This window comes from Actinoplanes sp. NPDC026623 (genome assembly GCF_040638275.1).
In the GTDB taxonomy this organism is placed as follows: Bacteria; Actinomycetota; Actinomycetes; order Mycobacteriales; family Micromonosporaceae; genus Actinoplanes.
Genome location: NZ_JBEZXZ010000012.1, coordinates 1 through 18,496, shown reverse-complemented (window position 1 = coordinate 18,496; position 18,496 = coordinate 1). Strand labels below are relative to the sequence as shown.

Below are 18,496 nucleotides of genomic sequence, written 5' to 3'. Positions count from 1 at the left end.
ATATCGAACATGATCGAAGCCGGGTTAACGGTCAGTCGATCACGACAACCGACGTACCCCGAACGTGTCGAGCCGGGGCCCTGGCTCAAGATCATCCTTAGCGTTACTTTTCGTTCCGATGTTCCTCAAGGGCCGTTACGGACCCTCGAAGCGGGCCCGGGCCTGCAGGACACGGTCCATGTGCGTCTCGGCCCACTCCTTGATCGCGGCCATCACCGGAAGCAGCTCACGGCCCAGCGGCGTCAGCTCGTAGTCGACCCGCACCGGCATCGACACGGTCACCGAGCGGGTCACCAGGCCGTCGCGCTCCAGACCCCGCAGCGTCTGGGTGAGCATCTTCTGACTGACGCCCGCGATGCGCCGGGCCAGCTCACCGTGGCGCCGCGGGCCGTCCGCGAGCGCCGCGATGACCAGCGCCGTCCACTTGTCGCTGAGGGTGCTCAACAGCTCCCGCGTCGGACACGCCGCCAGGAACGCGTCATAGTCGCGCCTGGCCTGCTCCCGCCGCTGCGCGCTCGTCGCCGTCGCCATGCTCGCCACCTCCGCCGAGTGCCCTAGGCACTATCAGGTACCTACTTCCCCACAGTTCCCAGGTTACCTACCGTCAGAGAGGCCACCACACCCGACGGAAGGAACCACGATGCGCGCAGTCACCTACGCGGCGTTCGGCGGACCGGAGGTCCTGCACGTCACGGCGGACCTGCCGATACCCGAACCCGGCCCCGGGCAGGTCCGGATCCGAGTAGCCGCCTCCGTCCTGCACCCCGTCGACCTGATGATCCGCGCAGGCCAATTCCCGGCACCGCTACCCACCCCGCCGCCGTACACACCCGGCTGGGACGTCGCCGGCACCATCGACGCGGCAGGCCCGTCCACGCCGCACCACACCATCGGCGACACCGTCATCGGCTTCTCACATTGGCTGCGCACCACGGTCGGCACCCACGCCGAATACGTCACCCTCGACGCCGACGGACTGACCGCCGCACCCCACGGAATCCCCGCCACCGCGGCCGCCGCCCTGCCGACCAACGGCCTCACCGCCCGCCAGGCCCTCGACCTGCTCGACCTGCCCGCCGGCTCCACCGTCCTGATCACCGGCGCCGCCGGACAGGTCGGCGGCTTCACCCTCGCCCTGGCCCGCCTCGCCGGCCTGCGCGCCACCGGCCTCGCCAGAGACACCGACCGCGAATTCATCCAGTCACAGGGCGCCCGGTTCCTGCCCGGCCCGGACGCGGCGCCCGGCAGCTTCGACGCCGTCATCGACCTGGCAGTGCTCGGACCGTCGCTGATGGACCTGGTCAGAGACGGCGGCGGCTACGTCGCCGCGTCACCCCCGCTGCGCCCCGAGCCGACCCGCGCAATCCGCACCCACGCCCTCGAAGTGACACCCGACCGCGAACGCCTCGCCGACCTGGTGAAACTGGCCGAGAGCGGAGAACTCCCGCTACGGGTCGCCGAGGTGCACACCTTCGCCGACGCGGCAGCGGCACACGACCGGCTCGCCCGCGGCGGCGTACGCGGAGCCATCGTGATCACCCCCTGACGCCTCAGGCACTCAGCTCACCCAGCGCGCGGTTGGTGCGGTTCGCCCGCACCGCCGCGCGCTGGTGCGCCGCCGTCACCTCGATGTAACCCTGCGACGTCGTCAACGACGCATGCCCGAGCAACCGCATGATCTCCGAGGCGTTCGCGCCGTCCTCGGCCAGCCGCGTCGCGAAGGTGTGCCGCAACGCGTGCAGCTGCGCACCCCGCGGCACCCGGTCCGTGATGCCGGCCCGCCGATAACACGACTCGACCAGATACTGCAGCCCCCCGCGCCGCAGCGGCAGGCCCTTACGGTCCAGGAACAGGGGATCGGCCGGGCTCACCCGCCCGAACCGCAGGCGGCGGCTCTCCAGATAGCGGTCCACCACCGCGTCCAGCTCCGGCTCGATCGGCACCGCCCGCGGACGGCCACCCTTGCCCGCCACCTCGACCCGCCGCTCGCCCGGGCGCCCCAGCAGCGAACCCGCCCTGAGCGCCAGCAGCTCGGACAGCCGCAGACCCGCACACAGCGCCAGGGCGACGACCGCCACGTCCCGCTCCGGCCACGGGTCACGCTGGCGCTCGTCGCTCTGATTGACCGCCAGCAGAAGCTGCTCCGGGGTGTCCTCGCCGCGCAGGGGCTTGGGGGAGGGCGTCGGGATCCTCGGCTTGCCCACGGCCGGCATGGGGTTGCCCGCCACGACGCCGTCGACGACGAGGAAGCCGAAGAAGGAGTTCCAGCTCGACCAGGCCCGATAGACCGAGGCGGGGGCGCGGCCCGCCGCGAAGGCGGCGAAGGCCGCCCGCAGCGCCTTGGGGGAGAGGTCACCGAGAGTGACGTTCTCACCCATTTCCTTGAGGACGGCGTTGAGGTCCCTGCGGTAGGCCATGAGGGTGTGCTCGGACGGCTTGCGCACGGCGCGGGCGCCGAGGAACTCCTCGATCAGCGCGGTGACTGGAATGTCTTGTTCGTCCTGCATAAGGAATATTATGCAGCAATTTCGCTCTTGGCGGGGAGTCGGCGGGCCTCGACTTTGGACGGATGTTTCATCAGCCGCTGCGCGTGTGCACTGCACGCGCCGAGTGGGTTCCGGCCCTGAGCGGCGGTCGCTGTGGTTGCAACCTTCGCATCGCGAGGTCCCGGTCTCCGGACCCGGCGATCCGGCAGGTGCGCCGCCGGGCGCATATCCCGATCGGCCCGATTTTGCCGGACTTACGGCCGTCGGCCGATTCTTGGGCCGAAAACCTGCGCCGGACCGCCGCTCCCGTGATTTTCGACCCCGGCCGCGCTCAGGTTGACATAATGTCAATTATCGACCAAGGCGTGATGGTCAACTTTCGAGCGAATCTCCGCCGTTCACGCCCCGGCTGCGGCCTATTTGCTCGCGGGTGGCGCGTCGAGCCGCGTCTCATCCGCGCACCTCGCCTGCGTCGGAGTCACCGACGGGCGGCTGGTCGCAGCATCGCGACGCCTTCGGCCGGCGAGCGGCCTTGATCCGTTCGGATTCGGCCGGGCGGTTTACGTTCCATGTCCTTCGTCAACGGTCGGCATGGCGAGGAGCGTGCCACATGCGGGCATGGATCGTGGGGTCCATGCCCGCCGTGGCGGTGTCAGTCGTTCTGTTCGACGGACAGCATCCAGTCGTCCAGCGTGGCGGTCAGCTGGTTGTTGGCGCCCAGGTCGACGATGCGCCAGCGGGCGCCGATGGTGTAGTTGCCGGGTCCGAGGCGCCGGCAGGCCTGCAGGGCGTTGGACTCCCCCACGCCCGTGGTGAAGGTCGGGTCGTTGAGCGGCGCCATCACCTGGGTGACGCCGCCCCCGGTGATGATGATCTGCAGTTGGATGTTGTCGGCGGGCACGGTGACCGGCACGGGCTGGCCGGCGAGGACGGCCTCGGCGCTGAACCGGACGACGAACTGGTCGTTGGCGGCGGGCGGGACCGTCACGGGGACGCCGGAGTTGGCGAGTGGCACGAAGGTTCCGGTCTCGCCGATGGTGGTCGGCGTGTCGTTCATCCGGGCCAGGGAGAGCTGTTGGGGTCCGCCGAGGCAGGCGGACGGGCCCACCTCCGCGGGGATCTGGTCGTCCTCGCCGGCCGCGAGGGCGGGTGCCGAGAACGCGGCGCCGAGCAGTGCGGCGGCGACGGCGGGGGCGAGCCAGCGGGTACGTCTGGTTTGGGGTCGCATCGGTTCCTCCGTTGGTCGGGTGTTGTGTGCGGAACCGTGGCAGCGAGGTGTCCAGGGCGCCTCAGGGTGGCGTCAGGGCGGGTGTTGTCGGGTGCGCGTCACCGCACCCTGACGTCACCGTGACGCCGGTGCGGAGTATCGGAACCGGCCGGCGCCGTCCGCGCGGCGGCCGGGAGGGGAACGGCATGTCATTGACTCAACTGATCCGGTTCCGGGCGGCGACCGTCGCGGTGGTCGTGGGCTTGGCGGGGGGTGCTCTGGCGGTTCCGGTGGCCGAGGTGGCGACCGGCACGGCTACGGCGGCCCATGCCGCGTCGGCGCGTATCGGCCGGTCTACCCAGTCCAACGCCGATCCGGTCAAGGTCGTGGAGGTGCCCTGCCCGGGGGATACGACGCCTTATGTCGGTGGCGGGGCCGTCGACTATGGTCCGGCGGGCAACACCGGCGTCGCGCTGACTTCGATCGTGCCGGACCAGGCCCTGCGGGCGGTGGTGGTGACCGCGACCGCCCCGCCGGGGCAGACCTCCGACTGGGCGCTCGTCGGGTACGCGATCTGCACGACTCAGGGTGATCCGGACGTGGTCATCCGCAGCGGTCTCGGTGCGGCCGTGGCGACCTGCCCCGGCGGCGATACGTTGTTCGGCGTCGGGTTCCATGTCGCCGGGGATCCGGCGGTCGGCCATGTGACGGGCATCGACCTGAACGCGCAGGTGGCCGGGGTGCTGGTGACGGCGGGCGGGCCGGGTGCCGCGTCCACGCAGGTGACGGCGGTCGCCGTGTGCCAGACGGAGACGGCGCCTCCGAGGATGGTGCACGCCGTCAACGACGACCTGGGCTGGCCCAAGCTGGTCGTTCGCCAGGACCACGACTCGCAGGGGAAGCCGTACGCGACGGGTGCGAAGGTGACCGGGCCGGAGGCGGCGACTCTGGACGCGGTCGTGCCGGCGTCTGACGGGGGCGTCAGCTGGGCGCGGGGCACGCTTTACGGCGGGTCGGCTCCGCAGCCGCTGGTCGGGTCCGCGGACGGCGAGGGCGATGACGGGTCGGTGAGTCTGGAGACGTCCCTTATCGGTACTTTCCATTGAGTGTCGCGGCCTGGGGCCCGCGTTGCGGCGGGCCCGAGGCGGGCGGCGCGAGCAGGCTGCGGTCCGGTGGGCGTACGCCGATCTCGCGCATCGCCTGGCCGTAGCGGTCGAAGGCGCGGCGCGCCTCGCCGTGCCGGCCGGCGCGGACCAGGCGGCGTACCAGGCTGCGGTGGGCGGGTTCGTCGTACGGGTCGCGTTCCAGCAGTCGTAGCAGGTAGCCGTCGGCGGAGGTGGCGGGCCCGCAGACCTGGGCGAGCATGCGCAGCATGCTGAGGTAGGCGGTTCGGGTCTGTTCGCGCAGCGAGCCCGACCAGCTTGCGTACGGTTCGTCGTCGAAGGCGTCGGCGGCGTGGTGGCGGTCGATGGTGACCAGCAGTTCGCGGGCCTCGTCGCGGTCGCCGGCGTCGAGCAGTCGGGCGGCGCGGGCCACGTAGGACAGGAAGTCCTCGACGTCGACCCGGACCCGGGTGACGTCGAGGGCGATGCTGGCCTGGTCGGCGATGAGGTAGTGGTCGGCGGCGCGTGCTTTGGCGGGGTCGAGCACGCCGCGGACGATGGACAGCAGCACCGAGAGCCGGTGTCCGGTCTTGGCGGGGTCGTCGTCGGGCCAGAGCAACTCGCACAGTTCCTCGCGGGGTACCGGCCGGCCGCGCCGGGCGACGAGGATGCGGAGCAGGTCGCGGGCCTTGCGTGACTGCCACCGCGACGGTGGTACCGGTTCGCCGTCGACGCGTACCTCGAAGCGGCCGAGGGCCTGGACGCTGATCTCGGCGGCGGGGCCGTCCGGGGCTGTGTCGGGGCGGCCGGTGGGCGGGGATTCGGCGGCGACGGCGCCGGCGGACTCCATCCGCTGGGCGGCGAGCAGCCCGTGGATCCGGTCGTCGGGTCCGGCGCCGGGCAGCCGGCTGATGGTGACGGTGATCCGGGCGGCTTCGACGGCGGCTCCGGCCTCGGTCCAGATGGCGTGGCATTCGCGCAGCGCGGTGCGGGCGCGGCCGGCTTCGGCGGCGGGGCCGCCGGCGTGGACGGCGCCGCGCAGTTCGAGGGCGTCGGCGAGGCCCAGCCGGTCGCCCTGGGCGCGGGCGGTTTCGCAGGCCAGGGTGGCGAGTTCGCCGGCGGATGGCCGGTCGCCGCGGTGCAGGGCCAGCCAGCCCTGTGCCAGCAGGGCCGGGGTGTCGCCGGATCCGGCGACGGTGGCGTGCGCCGCGGCGGTGTCGGGGTCGTCGGCCATGAGGGCCAGGGCGAGGCCGGCTTCGGCGGGGCTGCGTACGTGGCCGTCGCCGGTTTCGGTGGAGATCCGCACCGCCTGTTCGAACGCGGCGCGGGCCTGCTCGCGCCATCCGCGGCGGCGGTAGACCTCCCCGAGGCCGAGTTGCGCGCCGGCGACCCGCCGTGATCCGGCCCGCCGGTAGCCGGCGATGGCGCGCTCGTACTGGCGTACGGCCTCGTCGAAGCGGCCGAGCATGGCGAGGGCGTCGGCCTCGTTGCAGGTGGCGATGTCGCGCAGTTCGGGCTGGCGTGCGGCGGCGGCGTAGCGGGCGCAGGTGCGGGCGGCGGCGAGCGCCTCGGTGAAGCGTGCGGCCTGCAGCAGGTGGTAGGTGCGGTTGTTCATGATCCGGGTGAGCAGGACCACGTCGCTGATGCGTTCGGCGATCGGCTGGGCGAGGCGGTAGTGCTCGTCGCTGCCCGCGTCGTCGCCGAGCGCGCCCAGGCACAGCGCGACGCTCACCTGGGCCGCGGCGAGGGCGGCGGCGGGCGCGAAGTCGGCGCCGGCCGGGTCGGGGCTGCCGGCCTCGGCCAGCGACACCGCCTCGCGGGCGTGGCGCAGGGCGGTCTGCGGGTCGCCGGCCAGCAGGTGTCCGGTGGCCGTCCAGGCGGAGACCTGCGCGGCGTCGGCCGGCGGGTGGGGGCCGGGCCCGGTCTCGGCGAGGGCGGCGAGCATGGCCCGCGCGTCGCCGCGGTGGTAGTGCAGGCGGCCGATCCGCCAGACCAGTGCGGCGCTGCCGGCGGGCAGGCCGGGCGCGGCGGCGGCGTACGCCCGCATGGCGGCGTCCAGGTCGCCGCCGGCGCGGCGCGCGTCGCCGAGGAACAGCCACAGCCGGGGGGTGCGCAACGGGTCCGGTAGCTCGGCGATGAGCCGTCCGACGGCCTCGGCGTGGCCGGCGGCGAGCATGGCCTCGCCGTGCCGTTCGATGACGCGGGCGCAGGAGGCGTGCTGTCCGCAGCGGCGGTGGGCGAGCGCCGCGGACACGGCGGGTCCGTGCTCGTCGAACCAGGCGGCGGCCCGGGCGGCGACCCCGGCGCCGTTGGACGCGGTGCGGGTGCGCCGGGACCGGAGGACGACCTCGGCCACCACCGGCACGATCCGGGCGGACGGCGGCGGCCCGCCCGGCACCGGCGGCGGGGATCCGGCTGTGGTCAGCAGGCCGCAGCGGGCCAGCAGGCGTACGGTCTCGGCGGCGCTCGGGTGCCCCAGCGCCCGGCACAGGTCGGGGTCGACCGGTGCCAGGTCCCCGACGTGCTCGAGCAGCCGGAGGGCGGGCTCGGGCAGGGCGGCCAGCACCTCCTCGGCCAGGTAGCCGGCGATCAGCCCGCCGGGTGCGGCGAGCACGGGCAGCAGGTCGCCGTGCGGCACGCCGCCGGTGCGCAGCATCTCGGCGGCGAGGTGGACCAGGGCGGGCCAGCCGGCGGTCGCCTGGTGCACCCGCTCGGGCAGGTCGCGGGCGCCGGCGTCGTATCCGCCGGTGGTCCAGTCGGTCACGTCGTAGTCGTCGGCGAGCAGGTCGGCGACGCGGTCGACGGGCAGGGACAGCTCGGCGGGGCCGATGACGGCCTGCGCGGTGTCCGGCAGGGCGGTGGTGGCGGCGCCGAGCGGCCACCGGGAGGCCAGCGCGACGTCGACGGAGCCCGCCAGGTCCGTGCTGGTGAGGCGGGCGAGTGCCTCGGTCAGGGCGCGGGCCGTGTCCGCCGGCAGGCGTGGCAGGTCGTCGAAGACGATCTGGCCCGCGCCGGCCCGCGCCTCGTCGAGCACCGCGCCGGCGAGGGCGTCGACGGGATCCGCGGCGCCGCCGGGCAGGCCACGGTGCCAGCGCGCCCCGGCCGCCGGATACCACGCCCGCAGCGCGGTGGTCTTGCCGTAGCCGGCCGCCGCGCACACGACCCGGCAGGTGGGCCGGGGCGGCGCCCACGTCCTTACCGCTGACGGTTTCACCGCGCCCCCTCGCTGCACAGCGTCGCCGTGGTGCGCCGCGGGCGCAACTCATTGTCGTCAACGTGCCAGCGGGCCCGGACCGTGAGGCGACCCGGATCCGGCCGTGACGGCGGTCCGGATCGTCGGTGGGGACGGCGCCACCGAGCGGCGCCGCGACGAGAGGACGAGACGATGAGGAACCTGTTCACCCGTACGGCCGGACGCGCCCTGCTGGCTCTCGGGCTGACCGGCGCCGGGCTGGCCGGCGTGGTCGCCGTGGCGGGGCCGGCGTCCGCCGCGACCAGCTGCGACTTCGACATGGTGTCGCTGGAGGCCCGCAATCTGCAGACCGACAACGGCAGCCAGCGGGACTACGTGTGGCTGCAGGTCGAGGACCGCTGGTTCCCCTCCGGCGGCGACGGCGTGATGTTCGCACTGGGTACGACCCACACCGACGCGGCGTTCGGCTACCCGATCGCGGGCTTCGGCTCGTCGGGCCTGGAGGTGCGGCTGGTGCTGGACAAGTGGCCCGGCAACGTCACCGTCGACCGGGAGACCATCGCCTGCGACGCGGTCACCAACGCCACCCGGACGTTCAGCAACGGCGACGCCGTGTACGACCTGAAGTACAACGTCACCGACTGAGGCCCGGCCGGTCCCCGCCGGGTCACCGGCGGGGACCGGGAGCCGGCGGGAGGGTCCGCACCGCGGTGGAGGACGTCGTCGCCAGCTCCGGCCGGGCCGGCAGGAACAGCGTCGTCACGCCGAGCGCCTCGTTCATCGCGGCGAGTTCGTACTCGCTTCGCCAGTCGGTCGAGTTCCTGACGCCGCGGACGATCACCCCGCACCCGTGCCGGCGGCAGTAGTCGACGGTCAGCCCCTGCCAGGCGGCCACCGTGACGTTCGTCCACTGCGCCGGGAGCAGCCGCCGGATCTGCTGCGCCCGCGCGTCCGGCTCCCGGGACGGCCGCTTGGCGCCGTTGACGGCCACCAGGACGGTGACGTGGTCGAACATGCGGCGGGACCGGTCGACGACATCGACATGGCCCGGCGTGAACGGATCGAACGTCCCGGGATAGACGGCCCGCGCCGGCCCGCGACCGCCATCAGAGCCATCAAGCACCGTGCCAGACTATGCCGGCCCGGTTCGGCGAGCGCGGGGACGCCGCGCAGCCGGCGGCCCGGGGTTCAGCGCGCGCGGCGGTAGTGCATGGCCACCACGCCGTTGCGGAGCGGCTCCGCCGAGAGCAGTTCGAGCCGGCGTGTGGCGGGCAGACCGGCCTCATGCAGGGTCGGGCCGTGGCCGGCGATCCTGGGCTGCACGAGCAGCTGGTACTCGTCGATCAGGTCCAGCCGGTCGAGCGCGGTCGCGAGCTTGCCGCTGCCGAGCAGGACCCCGGCCGGGGTCGCGTCCTTGAGCTGCCGCACGCCCTCGCGCAGATCGCCGGCGATGTGGTGGCTGTTGGTCCACGGGAAGTCGTCGCGCGTCGAGGACACCACGTACTTGGGTTTGGCGTCCAGCTTGACCGCCCACTCGCGTAAGGACGGCGGCGCCTCCACGTCGCCGCGGGCGACGGCCGGCCAGTAGCTCTCCATCATCTCGTAGGTGACGCGACCCCACAGCATGGCCCCGCTGGCGTCCAGGAGACGGGTGAAGAAGGCGTGCGTCTCGTCGTCGGCGATCCCCTCCTGGTGGTCGACGCAACCGTCCAGGGTGACGTTGAGGCTGAAGATCAGCTGGCCCATGGCCGACGAGTTTAACGCCACCACGGCGTCGGGCGTCGTGTCAGCGAGTGCGAGGTGCGGGCCCGCGCGACACCCACGAGCACGGCGGGTCCCGAACTCACGCCCCGGGAACCCGGACGTGCGGCGGGTCAGGTGAACAGGTCGGCGTACCGGATGAGGTTGTGGGTGAAGGCCGGGAAGCTGCGGATCTGGGCCTGGGCGCGGGTTTCGTTCTCGGTGAGGTCGCGGGGTCCGGCCGGCTGCTCCCCCAGCGACATGCGCAGGCGTTCGGCGAGGCGGCCGAGGCGGATGCCGGCCCGGCGGGCCAGGACGTCCGGGCCGGTCGGCGCGGTGCCGCCGCCGGCGGTGTAGGCGTCCAGGACGCGGCGGATCGCGGCGCGGTCGGGGCGGGGCCCGTGGTGGGTGGCGAGCGAGTAGGCCGCGTGCGCGGTTTCGAGGCCCGCGCTGTCGGGGCCGGCGCTGTCCCAGTCGATGAGGACCGGGCCGGCCGCGGTGATCATGATGTTGTGGGTTTCGATGTCGCGGTGGGTGGTCACGTGGTCGGCGGTGTCGTCGAAGGCGCGGGCCACCCAGGCGGTGGCGGCGAGGATGTCCGGCAGGTGTTCGCGCAGCGCCGGCGTCCAGGGGCGTGGCGCGGCGCGCAGCCAGGTGTGCCAGCGGTCGTCGTGCAGGTGGTACCAGTCGGGTCCGGCGGGCTCGGCGGGTTCGATGGCGTGCAGCCGGGCGAGGGTTTCGCCGAGCCAGGCGGCGATGTCGTCGGTGTCGCGCAGGGGGCGGCCGTCGATCCAGGCGTACGCGCGGACCAGGCCGACGCCGTCGATGTGTGCCGGGTGGCCGACCGGGGTCGGCATGGCGATCGCGGCGGCGCGGGCCCTGCGTTCGAAGGCCAGCGTCGCCGGCTGGGCCGCCGGCAGGTGTTTGAGCAGGACGCGGCCGTCGGTGGTGTCCAGCGTCCAGGTCTGCGAACTGCTGTAGGTGAACGGCCGCGGTTCGCCGACGGGGTCGGGCAGGCCGAGCGCCCGGGTGATCAGCTCCGATCTCATGGCCGCGATTTTGACAGGGGCGCGGACAGCGATGCCCCTGTATGTTTCCTGGCATGATGCGGCATCGGTCGGTTCCGTTGCTGATCGTCATGTCGGTGCTGTTCTCGGTGCTGCTGGCGGTGGCCGTGAACGTCGCGACCGGTGGCGTCCTGCCGGCCGGGCTGCGGCCGTACGCGTGGCTGCTCGTCGGCCTGCTCGCGGTCGTCGGTGCCGGCCTCGCGGTGTGGCAGCACCGGCTGGGTTCCCCCGCCGCGCCGGCCGCGGCGCCGGTCGTGTCGCGCCCGGGCGAGTTGCCGGCGGCTCCGGTGATCATCGGCCGGGCCGAGGAACTGGCCACGGTGGACGCGGCCGTCTCGGGCGGTGCGCGGCTGGTGGTGATCGCGGCGGCCCCGGGTACGGGTAAATCGGCGCTGGCGTTGCGGATCGCCCACGATGCGCGCGACCGCTACCCGGACGGGCAGTTGTTCGCCGCGTTGCGGGGCGCGTCGGCGGATCCGGTGCCGCCGGAGACGGTGCTCGTGCGGTTCCTGCGGGTGCTGGGGCGCCCCGACGACGAGTTGCGCGGCGACGTGGTGGATCTGGCGGCGCGATTCCGGTCGGCGGTCGCCGACCGGCGGGTGCTGATGCTGCTCGACGACGCGCGTGACGCGGCGCAGGTGCGGCATCTGCTGCCCGGCGGGGAGGGCTGCCTGGCGGTGGTGACGAGCCGGCGGCTGTTGTCGGACCTGCTGGGCGCCGAGGTGCTGACGCTGGGCGCCCTGGATCCGGGGTCGGGGCTGGAGCTGCTGGCGATGACCGCCGGCGGGGGCCGGGTCGCGGCGGATCCGGACGGTGCGCGGCGGGTGGTGGGGTTGTGTGACGGCCTGCCGCTGGCGGTGCGGATCGCCGGCGGCCGGTTGCGGGCGCGGGCGCAGTGGTCGGCGTCGGCGCTGGCGGACCGGCTGGTCGACGAGGAGCGGCGCCTCGACGAGCTGCGGCTGGCGGATCGGGCGGTGCGGTCCAGCTTCCAGGCCGGCTACGAGGAGCTGGGCCCGGTCGAGCAGGCGGTGTTCCGGCTCGCGGGCGGCTATCCGGGCACGTCGCTGGCGCTCGGCGCCGCGGCGGCGCGGTGTGAGCTGGGCGAGGATGTGGTGGCGGAGGCGCTGGAGCGGCTCGTGGACGCGTTCCTGGTGGAGTCGCCGGCGCCGGAGCGGTACCGGCTGCATGACCTGCTGCGGTTGTTCGCGCAGGAGCAGGCCGGCGACGACGCGGTGCAGTGCCTGCGGCGTCAGGTGCGGTGGCTGACCGGGCAGGCCCGGCCCGGGGTGTGGCCGGAGCCGGAGTGGGACAACGTCGTCGCCGTGCTGCACGCGGCGGTGGGTGCGGGGCTGACCGGGCAGGCGATGGGTCTGGTGGTGGCCGTTCACCCGCTGCTGGACGACGTGGCCGACCACTCGATGCGGCTGCGGCTGTGGCAGGCCGGTGCGGCGGCCGCGGTCGCGGCCGGCGACGAGGGTTTCCGGGTACGGGCGCTGCGGTGGGTGTCGCACTCGTACGGGATGGCGGGCCTCGTCGATCTGGAGCTGGCGGCCGCGGAGCAGGCGCTGGAGATCGCGGAGCGGCTCGGGTCGAACGTGCGGGAGATCGCGCTGGCGCAGTGGCGGGTCGGCGACGCGCTGCGGGCGCAGGACCAGTTCGTTGATTCGGAGTCGGCGCTGCTGGGGGCGCTGGAGCTGCTGTCCGGGCTGGGCGCGGTCGAGGACGAGGCCGAGGTGCGGCTGTCGCTGGGCACGCTCTACAACACCTTCTGGAGGCCGGAGCTGAGCGCCCCGATGCTGACCCGGGCGGTGGAGCTGCTGGCCGACGGCCCGGAGGTGGCCCGGGGCTGGGCGGTGCTGGGTCTCGGGCTCTCGCACAAGCTCGCCGGTGACCGGGTGCGGGCCCGGGAGCTGTTCGCGGAGGCGTTCGGGGCCGCCCAGCGCACCGGCGACGACCAGTTGCTCGGCTACTGCCTGCAGGAGCGGGGCTGGCTGTCGGCGCAGGAGCGCGCGTTCGACGCCGCCGGGCGCGACTTCGCGGAGATGCTCGCCGTCTTCGAGCGGCTGCGCAGCGGCGGCGGGATCGGCGGCGCGCACGCGGCGCTGGGCGAGCTCGCCGACATGCAGGGGCGCTGGGCGCAGGCGCTGGCGGAATACGACCTGGGCATCGCGGAGTACGAGCGGCTCGGGATGCGGGTGCGCATGGGTGAGCTGCTGCTGCACCGGTGCACGGTGCTGCGGATGCTGGGCCGCGAGCCGGAGGCCGTCGAGGCGCGGCTGCGGGGCGAGGAGCTCGTCGGTGACGCGCCGATCCATCGGGGGCCGGGGCTGGTGCGGCGGCTCAACGAGCCGGATCAGGAGCGGTGACGAGTCAAGCCGGGCCGTCCGCGGCCGGCGCGACCAGCCCGGTCTCGTACGCGAGGACGACCGCCTGGGCGCGGTCGCGCAGGGCGAGCTTGGCGAAGACGTGGGCGACGTGGGTCTTCACCGTCGCCTCGCTCAGGATCAGCGTCGCGGCGATCTCCGCGTTGGACAGCCCCCGGCCCATGAGGGTCAGCACCTCGCGTTCGCGGGGCGTCAGCACGGCCAGGTCCCGGTGCAGGGCCGGCGTCACCGCGGCGTGCGGCCCGGCCGCGAAGCGCTGGACCAGCCGCCGGGTGATCGAGGGTGAGAGCAGCGCGTCGCCGGTGTCGACCAGCCGCACCGCCGCGGCCAGGTGCGCGGGCGTCACGTCCTTGAGCAGGAAGCCGCTCGCGCCGGCGGCGAGCGCGGCGTAGACGTAGCGGTCCAGGTCGAAGGTGGTCAGGATGATCACCCGGCAGTCCGGGGCGAGCGCCACCACCCGGCGGGTGGCCTCCAGGCCGTCCATGGTCGGCATCCGCACGTCCATGAGGACCACGTCGGGGCGCAGCTCGCGGACCGCCGTCACCGCCTCGGCGCCGTCCGCCGCCTCGCCGACCACGCTGATGCCGCGGGCCGTGAGGATCATGCGGAAGCCCGTGCGGACCAGCGCCTGGTCGTCCGCGATCAGCACCCGCGGCGGCGCCTCCCCGCGTTCGGTCATGACGGTGCCAGCGGGATGCGGGCGCGGACCCGGAAGCCGCCGCCGAGGCGCCGCCGGGCGTCGAGTTCGCCGCCGTAGACGGCCACCCGCTGGCGCAGGCCGAGCAGCCCCCGCCCGTCCTGCTGGTCGCGCCCGGCCGGGCGGCCGCCGGAGAGCACGCTCGGGCCGCTGTTGAGCACCTCGACCCGCAGGTAGCGCGGGGCGTACCGGACGGTGACCTCCGCGCCGCCCCCGTGGCCGTGCTTGAGCGCGTTGGTGAGGGCCTCCTGGATGATCCGGTACGCGGTGAGGTCGACTCCCCCGGGCAGCGGCCGCGGCTCGCCGGAGATCCGCACCTCGACCGGCATCCCCGCGAACGCGATCCGGTCGATGAGCGGGCTGAGCCGGCCCAGCCCGGGCTGCGGTGCGAGCTCGTCCTCGCCGTCCGGCAGGGGCGCGAGCACGCCGAGCAGATGCCGCAGCTCGGCCATCGTGTTCCGGCCGGCCGCCTCGACGGCCAGCAGCGCGGCCGCCGCGTCCGCCGGTGCCGCGTCCAGCACCTCGCGCGCCGCCGCGGCCTGCACCACCATCAGGCTCACGTTGTGGCTGACGATGTCGTGCAGCTCCCGCGAGATCCGGGCGCGTTCGGCGTCGACGGCGTGCCGGGCGGCGCCCTGCCGTTCCCGTTCCAGCAGCCAGCCGCGCTCCGCGCCGGCGCGGGCCGCGGCCCGGCGGGCCCCGGCCAGCCCGGCCAGCGCGAACGCGGCGATCAGCACCGCACCCGCCGCGACGCTCAGCTCCCACACGCCGCCCACTGTGTCAGGCCCGCACCGCCGTCCGCATCACCCCCCGGAACCGGTGCCTACCTCCACGGGATGAGGTGCGCGAGGCGAATACCCCGACGGGCCGATGCCCGCGCCGCCCGGGTAGCCCAGGCTCTACCACCATGAACAGTGATGCCAGCACCGAGCCGGTGGTCCGCCTCTCGGCCGTACGCAAGGAGTACGGCGACTCCGTCGCCCTGGACGGCGTGGATCTCGAGATCCGCCCCGGCGAGGCCGTCGCGGTGATGGGCCCGTCCGGCAGCGGCAAGTCGACCCTGCTGAACCTCGTCGCCGGGCTGGACCGGCCGAGCTCCGGGACCGTCGTCGTGCACGGCGACGACCTGGGCACGCTGAACGAGAAGGGTCTCGCCCTGTTCCGCCGCCGCCGGATCGGCATGATCTTCCAGTTCTTCAACCTGCTGGACGACCTGCCGGCACTCGACAACGTCGCGCTGGCCGCCCAGCTGACCGGGACCCCGGCGGCGCAGGCCCGCCGGCGCGCGCTGGAGCTGCTCGACGAGCTCGGCATCGCCGGGCGCCGCAACACCTACCCGGCGCAGCTGTCGGGCGGCGAACGGCAGCGCGTCGCGGTCGCCCGGGCGCTGATGAACCGCCCGGCGCTGCTGCTCGCCGACGAGCCGACCGGCGCACTGGACAGCAGGGCCGGCGAGCAGGTGATGGACCTGCTGCTCGACCTGAACCAGATCGGGCAGACGCTGCTGCTCGTCACCCACGACGAGCGGCTCGCGACCCGCTGCGCCAGCCGGTTGATCGAGGTCGTGGACGGGCGCGTGGCCCGCGAGCGCAGCCTGGAGTCCGCGCAGTGAGCGCCGTGTGGCGGGCCGCGCGCGCCGCGGTGCGCCGGCGCCGGCTGCAGACGATCGTGATCGGCGTGGTCGTGGGGCTGTCGACGACCATGGCGGTGGTCGCGCTCGGACTGCTGGCCGCGGCCTCCGGACCGTTCGACCAGGCGTACGCCAAGCAGCAGGGTGCACACGCCGTCTCGGCGTTCGACCCCGCGAAGGTCTCGGCGGCGCAGCTCACGGCCGCCGCCCGCACCCCCGCGGTCGACGCGGTCGCCGGGCCGTACGGGCTGGCCATGCGCGACCTGCTGCTCGACGCGGACGGGCTGCACCCGTTCGAGGCCACCCTGGTGGGGCGCGACGATCCGGGCGGACCGGTCGACCGCCTGAACGTGTGGCGGGGCCGCTGGGCCACGGCACCGGGCGAGATCGTCTTCAACCGAAACCCGGTCGAGGCCGGGGACGGCGGCACCCCGCTGGCGCTGGGCACCCGGATCCGCGTCGCCGGCGGGCCGGAACTCACCGTCGTCGGCTCCGCCTTCTCCGTGAGCGACTCCGCACAGGCCTGGGTCAGCTCCGCTCAGATGACGGCGCTGCACCCGACCGTGCTGCAGATGCTGTACCGCTTCGCGCCCGCGGCGACGAACGCGCAGGTCGCCTCGGGCGTCGCGGCGGCGACCACCGGCGTGCCGGCGGACGCGCTGCTCGCGACCAGCTCCTATCTGGCGCTGCGGGCGAAGGCGTCCGCGCAGGCGTCGACGCTGGTGCCGTTCCTCGTGGTGTTCGGCATCCTCGGCCTCGCGGTGGCGGTGCTGATCGTCGCCAACGTGGTCAGCGGGGCGGTCGTGGCCGGGATCCGGCACATCGGCGTGCTCAAGGCGCTGGGCTTCACCCCCGATCAGGTGCTCGCCGTCTACCTCACGATGGTGTCGGTCCCGGCGATGATCGGCTGCGTGCTCGGCACGGCGCTGGGCAACGCGCTGGCCACCCCGCTGCTGCACGAGGACTTCAAGATCTACGGGGCCGGCGGTGTCGGCGTGTCGCCCTGGGTCAGCGTCGCCGCCCTGCTGGGGATACCCGCGATCGTCGCGCTGTCCGCGCTGCTGCCCGCGCTGCGCGCCCGGCGCCTGTCGGCGATCGAGGCGATCAGCGCCGGCAGCACACCGCACGCCGGGCGCGGGCGGTGGATCCAGCGCCGGCTCACCGGCAGCCGGCTGCCGCGGGCGGTCAGCCTCGGCCTGGGCCTGCCGTTCGCCCGGCCGGGCCGCAGTGCCCTGACGATGGCCGCGGTGATCCTCGGCGTCACCAGCGTCACGTTCGCGCTCGGCCTGGCCCGGTCGGTGACCGAGTTGAGCGACGCGACCCAGCAGGCCGGTGCGGCGCAGGTCGAGGTCTACACCGACGGCCCCGGCGCGACCGGGGCGACGCTGAGCGACACGGCGGAGGAGGCGATGCTGCGGTCGCTGCCCGGCACCGCGGCGGTCTTCGCGAGCGCGAACCTGCAGATGCGGCGGGTGGGTGCGGCCGAACCCACCATGGTGCGGTTCTACCGCGCCGACCTCGCCGACCTCGGCTACCGGGTGCTGCGCGGGCAGCCGGTGACCGGCGCCGGCCAGGTCGCCGTCACGCACCGGTTCCTGGCCCGCGCGGACCTCGACATCGGCGACCAGCTCACCTTGGCGCTCGACGGGAAGCAGCTTCGGCTGCGGATCGTCGCCGAGGTGCTGACCAACTCCGCGCAGGTCGTCTTCGCCGACTGGTCGAGCCTGGCGCTGATCAAACCCGGGCAGCGGGCCGACTCCTACGAGGTGCGGCTCGATCCGGACACCGACGTCGGCGCCTATCTCGACGGGGTCCGCCGCGGCGATCCCGGCGTGGATGCGATCGCCGTGGACGACGGCGACGCGTTCTCCGCGATCCTGCTCGCCTCGGTCACCCTGCTGACCCTGATGCTGGGCACGGTGGCGGCGCTCGGCGTCTTCAACACGGTGGTGCTCAACGCCCGGGAACGCCGTCGCGACCTCGGCATGCTCAAGTCCATCGGGATGACCCCGGGCCAGGTGACGGCCATGATGGTCACGTCGATGGCGGCGCTGGGCGCGCTCAGCGGCCTGGTCGGCATCCCGATCGGGATCGCCACCCACCGCCTGGTCGTCCCGCTGATGGTCAGCGCCGCCCAGATCGCGCTGCCGGACTTCATGCTGCACGTCTACTCGCCGGCGCTGCTGACGCTGCTGCTGGCGGTGGGCATCGCGATCGCCGCCCTCGGCGCGTTCGTGCCGGCGCGCGCCGCGGCCCGGACCACGATCGCCGAGGTGCTGCACAACGAGTGACCCTCGATCGCGGTTTAGCCTGCGACTGTTGCCTTTTGCCGTGGCAACCTGCCGGAGGGAGCGGGGCATGGGCCGGTGACCGTCCTCGGCGTCCGGGCGCTCAACCGCGCGACGCTGGCCCGGCAGCTGCTTCTCGAGCGCGCCGACCTGCCGGTCCTCGACGCCGTCGGGCACCTGTGCGGCCTGCAGGCGCAGGAGCCGCAGGAGCCGTTCGTCGGGCTCTGGTCGCGGCTGCGCGCGTTCGACCCGGCCGTGCTGTCGCAGCTGCTGGTGCGGCGCGAGGTGGTCCGGACCCACCTCATGCGCCGCACCGTCCACCTGCTCGCCGCCGGCGACGTCCTGGCCTGGCGGTCCCGCCACGGCCTCATGCTGCGCCGGCGGGTGCTCGGGGTCTACCGCCGCGAACTGGAGGGGGTGGACCTCGGCGAGCTCGCGGCGGCGGGCCGGGCGGTGCTGGCCGACGGTGAGCCGCGCACGATGTCCGAGCTCGCGCGGGCGGTGGCCGGGCGCTGGCCGCAGCCGGGGACCCGGGCGCTGGGCGAGATGCTGATCGGCGCCCTGATCCCGGCGGTGCAGCTGCCGCCGCGCGGCGTCTGGCGGGCGAGGGCGGGCGCGCGCTACCTCCCGGTCTCCGCCTGGCTGGGGCGCGAGGTGGATCCGCCGGCGCCGGACGGCACCGACCCGGTCGGCGCGGAGCT

16 protein-coding genes are annotated in these 18,496 nt (G+C 74.2%); 7 read left to right on the top strand and 9 right to left on the bottom strand.

All coding sequences use genetic code 11. The features are described 5' to 3' along the window. Window positions 1-135: 135 nt before the first annotated feature. Window positions 136-531 (bottom strand): helix-turn-helix domain-containing protein, encoded by a 396-nt coding sequence (locus AB0F10_RS05745; protein ID WP_360620641.1) that lies wholly within the window; start codon window positions 529-531, stop codon window positions 136-138. Between the two features lie 109 nt (window positions 532-640). Here AB0F10_RS05745 and AB0F10_RS05740 point away from each other — a divergent pair, with 109 nt between their 5' ends. Then, window positions 641-1,546 (top strand): NADP-dependent oxidoreductase, encoded by a 906-nt coding sequence (locus tag AB0F10_RS05740; RefSeq protein ID WP_360620640.1) that lies wholly within the window; start codon window positions 641-643, stop codon window positions 1,544-1,546. Between the two features lie 4 nt (window positions 1,547-1,550). Here the strand turns inward: AB0F10_RS05740 and AB0F10_RS05735 are convergent, their stop codons facing one another. Together AB0F10_RS05735 and AB0F10_RS05730 are read right to left on the bottom strand one after the other, a co-directional pair. After that, the gene (locus tag AB0F10_RS05735) at window positions 1,551-2,507 is read right to left on the bottom strand and encodes a tyrosine-type recombinase/integrase (protein ID WP_360620639.1); all 957 of its coding nucleotides are present in this window, start codon (window positions 2,505-2,507) and stop codon (window positions 1,551-1,553) included. Window positions 2,508-3,138: 631 nt separating this feature from the next. Then, entirely contained in the window at window positions 3,139-3,714 is a 576-nt protein-coding gene (locus AB0F10_RS05730) for a hypothetical protein (protein ID WP_360620638.1), read from the bottom strand. Between the two features lie 278 nt (window positions 3,715-3,992). On the opposite strand from AB0F10_RS05730, the gene AB0F10_RS05725 reads away from it, so the two are divergent. Continuing rightward, on the top strand, window positions 3,993-4,799 hold the full coding sequence (locus AB0F10_RS05725) for a hypothetical protein (protein WP_360620637.1): 807 nt from the start codon (window positions 3,993-3,995) through the stop codon (window positions 4,797-4,799). On the opposite strand, the gene AB0F10_RS05720 is transcribed toward AB0F10_RS05725, so the two are convergent. Continuing rightward, a complete protein-coding gene (locus AB0F10_RS05720; RefSeq protein WP_360620636.1) occupies window positions 4,780-8,010 on the bottom strand; it encodes a tetratricopeptide repeat protein in 3,231 nt (1,076 codons plus the stop codon). The two genes, AB0F10_RS05725 and AB0F10_RS05720, sit on opposite strands and share 20 nt — an antisense overlap. Window positions 8,011-8,181: 171 nt before the next feature. Between AB0F10_RS05720 and AB0F10_RS05715 the strand changes: the two genes are divergently transcribed. After that, the gene (locus AB0F10_RS05715; protein ID WP_360620635.1) at window positions 8,182-8,634 is read left to right on the top strand and encodes a hypothetical protein; all 453 of its coding nucleotides are present in this window, start codon (window positions 8,182-8,184) and stop codon (window positions 8,632-8,634) included. A gap of 22 nt (window positions 8,635-8,656) precedes the next feature. On the opposite strand, the gene coaD is transcribed toward AB0F10_RS05715, so the two are convergent. The 3 genes from coaD to AB0F10_RS05700 all read right to left on the bottom strand — a co-directional run bounded on the left by coaD (window position 8,657) and on the right by AB0F10_RS05700 (window position 10,778). Beyond that, window positions 8,657-9,112, bottom strand: coding sequence for a pantetheine-phosphate adenylyltransferase (gene coaD / locus AB0F10_RS05710; RefSeq protein WP_360620634.1), 456 nt, complete (start codon window positions 9,110-9,112; stop codon window positions 8,657-8,659). 65 nt (window positions 9,113-9,177) lie between these two features. Further along, window positions 9,178-9,735, bottom strand: a complete 558-nt coding sequence (locus AB0F10_RS05705) for a dihydrofolate reductase family protein (protein WP_360620633.1) — start codon at window positions 9,733-9,735, stop codon at window positions 9,178-9,180. A 128-nt stretch (window positions 9,736-9,863) separates the two neighbouring features. Then, window positions 9,864-10,778: an aminoglycoside phosphotransferase family protein gene (locus AB0F10_RS05700; RefSeq protein ID WP_360620632.1), complete on the bottom strand. Its 915-nt coding sequence runs from the start codon at window positions 10,776-10,778 to the stop codon at window positions 9,864-9,866. Window positions 10,779-10,831: 53 nt separating this feature from the next. Between AB0F10_RS05700 and AB0F10_RS05695 the strand changes: the two genes are divergently transcribed. After that, the gene (locus AB0F10_RS05695; protein ID WP_360620631.1) at window positions 10,832-13,162 is read left to right on the top strand and encodes an NB-ARC domain-containing protein; all 2,331 of its coding nucleotides are present in this window, start codon (window positions 10,832-10,834) and stop codon (window positions 13,160-13,162) included. 4 nt (window positions 13,163-13,166) lie between these two features. Here AB0F10_RS05695 and AB0F10_RS05690 read toward each other — a convergent pair whose 3' ends face one another. Beyond that, the gene (locus tag AB0F10_RS05690) at window positions 13,167-13,859 is read right to left on the bottom strand and encodes a response regulator transcription factor (RefSeq protein ID WP_360620630.1); all 693 of its coding nucleotides are present in this window, start codon (window positions 13,857-13,859) and stop codon (window positions 13,167-13,169) included. Then, window positions 13,856-14,593: a histidine kinase gene (locus AB0F10_RS05685; protein ID WP_360620714.1), complete on the bottom strand. Its 738-nt coding sequence runs from the start codon at window positions 14,591-14,593 to the stop codon at window positions 13,856-13,858. The genes AB0F10_RS05690 and AB0F10_RS05685 overlap by 4 nt, the downstream gene beginning before the upstream one ends. A 191-nt stretch (window positions 14,594-14,784) precedes the next feature. Between AB0F10_RS05685 and AB0F10_RS05680 the strand changes: the two genes are divergently transcribed. The 3 genes from AB0F10_RS05680 to AB0F10_RS05670 all read left to right on the top strand — a co-directional run. Then, entirely contained in the window at window positions 14,785-15,489 is a 705-nt protein-coding gene (locus tag AB0F10_RS05680; RefSeq protein ID WP_360620629.1) for an ABC transporter ATP-binding protein, read from the top strand. Beyond that, the gene (locus AB0F10_RS05675) at window positions 15,486-17,798 is read left to right on the top strand and encodes an ABC transporter permease (RefSeq protein ID WP_360620628.1); all 2,313 of its coding nucleotides are present in this window, start codon (window positions 15,486-15,488) and stop codon (window positions 17,796-17,798) included. The genes AB0F10_RS05680 and AB0F10_RS05675 overlap by 4 nt, the downstream gene beginning before the upstream one ends. Before the next feature lie 75 nt (window positions 17,799-17,873). After that, window positions 17,874-18,496 (top strand): DNA glycosylase AlkZ-like family protein (locus tag AB0F10_RS05670; RefSeq protein ID WP_360620627.1); only part of this gene is annotated, 623 nt, incomplete at its 3' end.

Bases quoted from the DNA above. Each gene is read 5' to 3' on its own strand.
- AB0F10_RS05735 (WP_360620639.1), bottom strand. From the start codon at position 2,507: ATGCAGGACGAACAAGACATTCCAGTCACCGCGCTGATCGAGGAGTTC.
- AB0F10_RS05740 (WP_360620640.1), top strand. From the start codon at position 641: ATGCGCGCAGTCACCTACGCGGCGTTCGGCGGACCGGAGGTCCTGCAC.
- AB0F10_RS05690 (WP_360620630.1), bottom strand. From the start codon at position 13,859: ATGACCGAACGCGGGGAGGCGCCGCCGCGGGTGCTGATCGCGGACGAC.
- AB0F10_RS05700 (WP_360620632.1), bottom strand. From the start codon at position 10,778: ATGAGATCGGAGCTGATCACCCGGGCGCTCGGCCTGCCCGACCCCGTC.
- AB0F10_RS05680 (WP_360620629.1), top strand. From the start codon at position 14,785: ATGAACAGTGATGCCAGCACCGAGCCGGTGGTCCGCCTCTCGGCCGTA.
- AB0F10_RS05695 (WP_360620631.1), top strand. From the start codon at position 10,832: ATGATGCGGCATCGGTCGGTTCCGTTGCTGATCGTCATGTCGGTGCTG.
- AB0F10_RS05745 (WP_360620641.1), bottom strand. From the start codon at position 531: ATGGCGACGGCGACGAGCGCGCAGCGGCGGGAGCAGGCCAGGCGCGAC.
- AB0F10_RS05730 (WP_360620638.1), bottom strand. From the start codon at position 3,714: ATGCGACCCCAAACCAGACGTACCCGCTGGCTCGCCCCCGCCGTCGCC.
- AB0F10_RS05715 (WP_360620635.1), top strand. From the start codon at position 8,182: ATGAGGAACCTGTTCACCCGTACGGCCGGACGCGCCCTGCTGGCTCTC.
- AB0F10_RS05705 (WP_360620633.1), bottom strand. From the start codon at position 9,735: ATGGGCCAGCTGATCTTCAGCCTCAACGTCACCCTGGACGGTTGCGTC.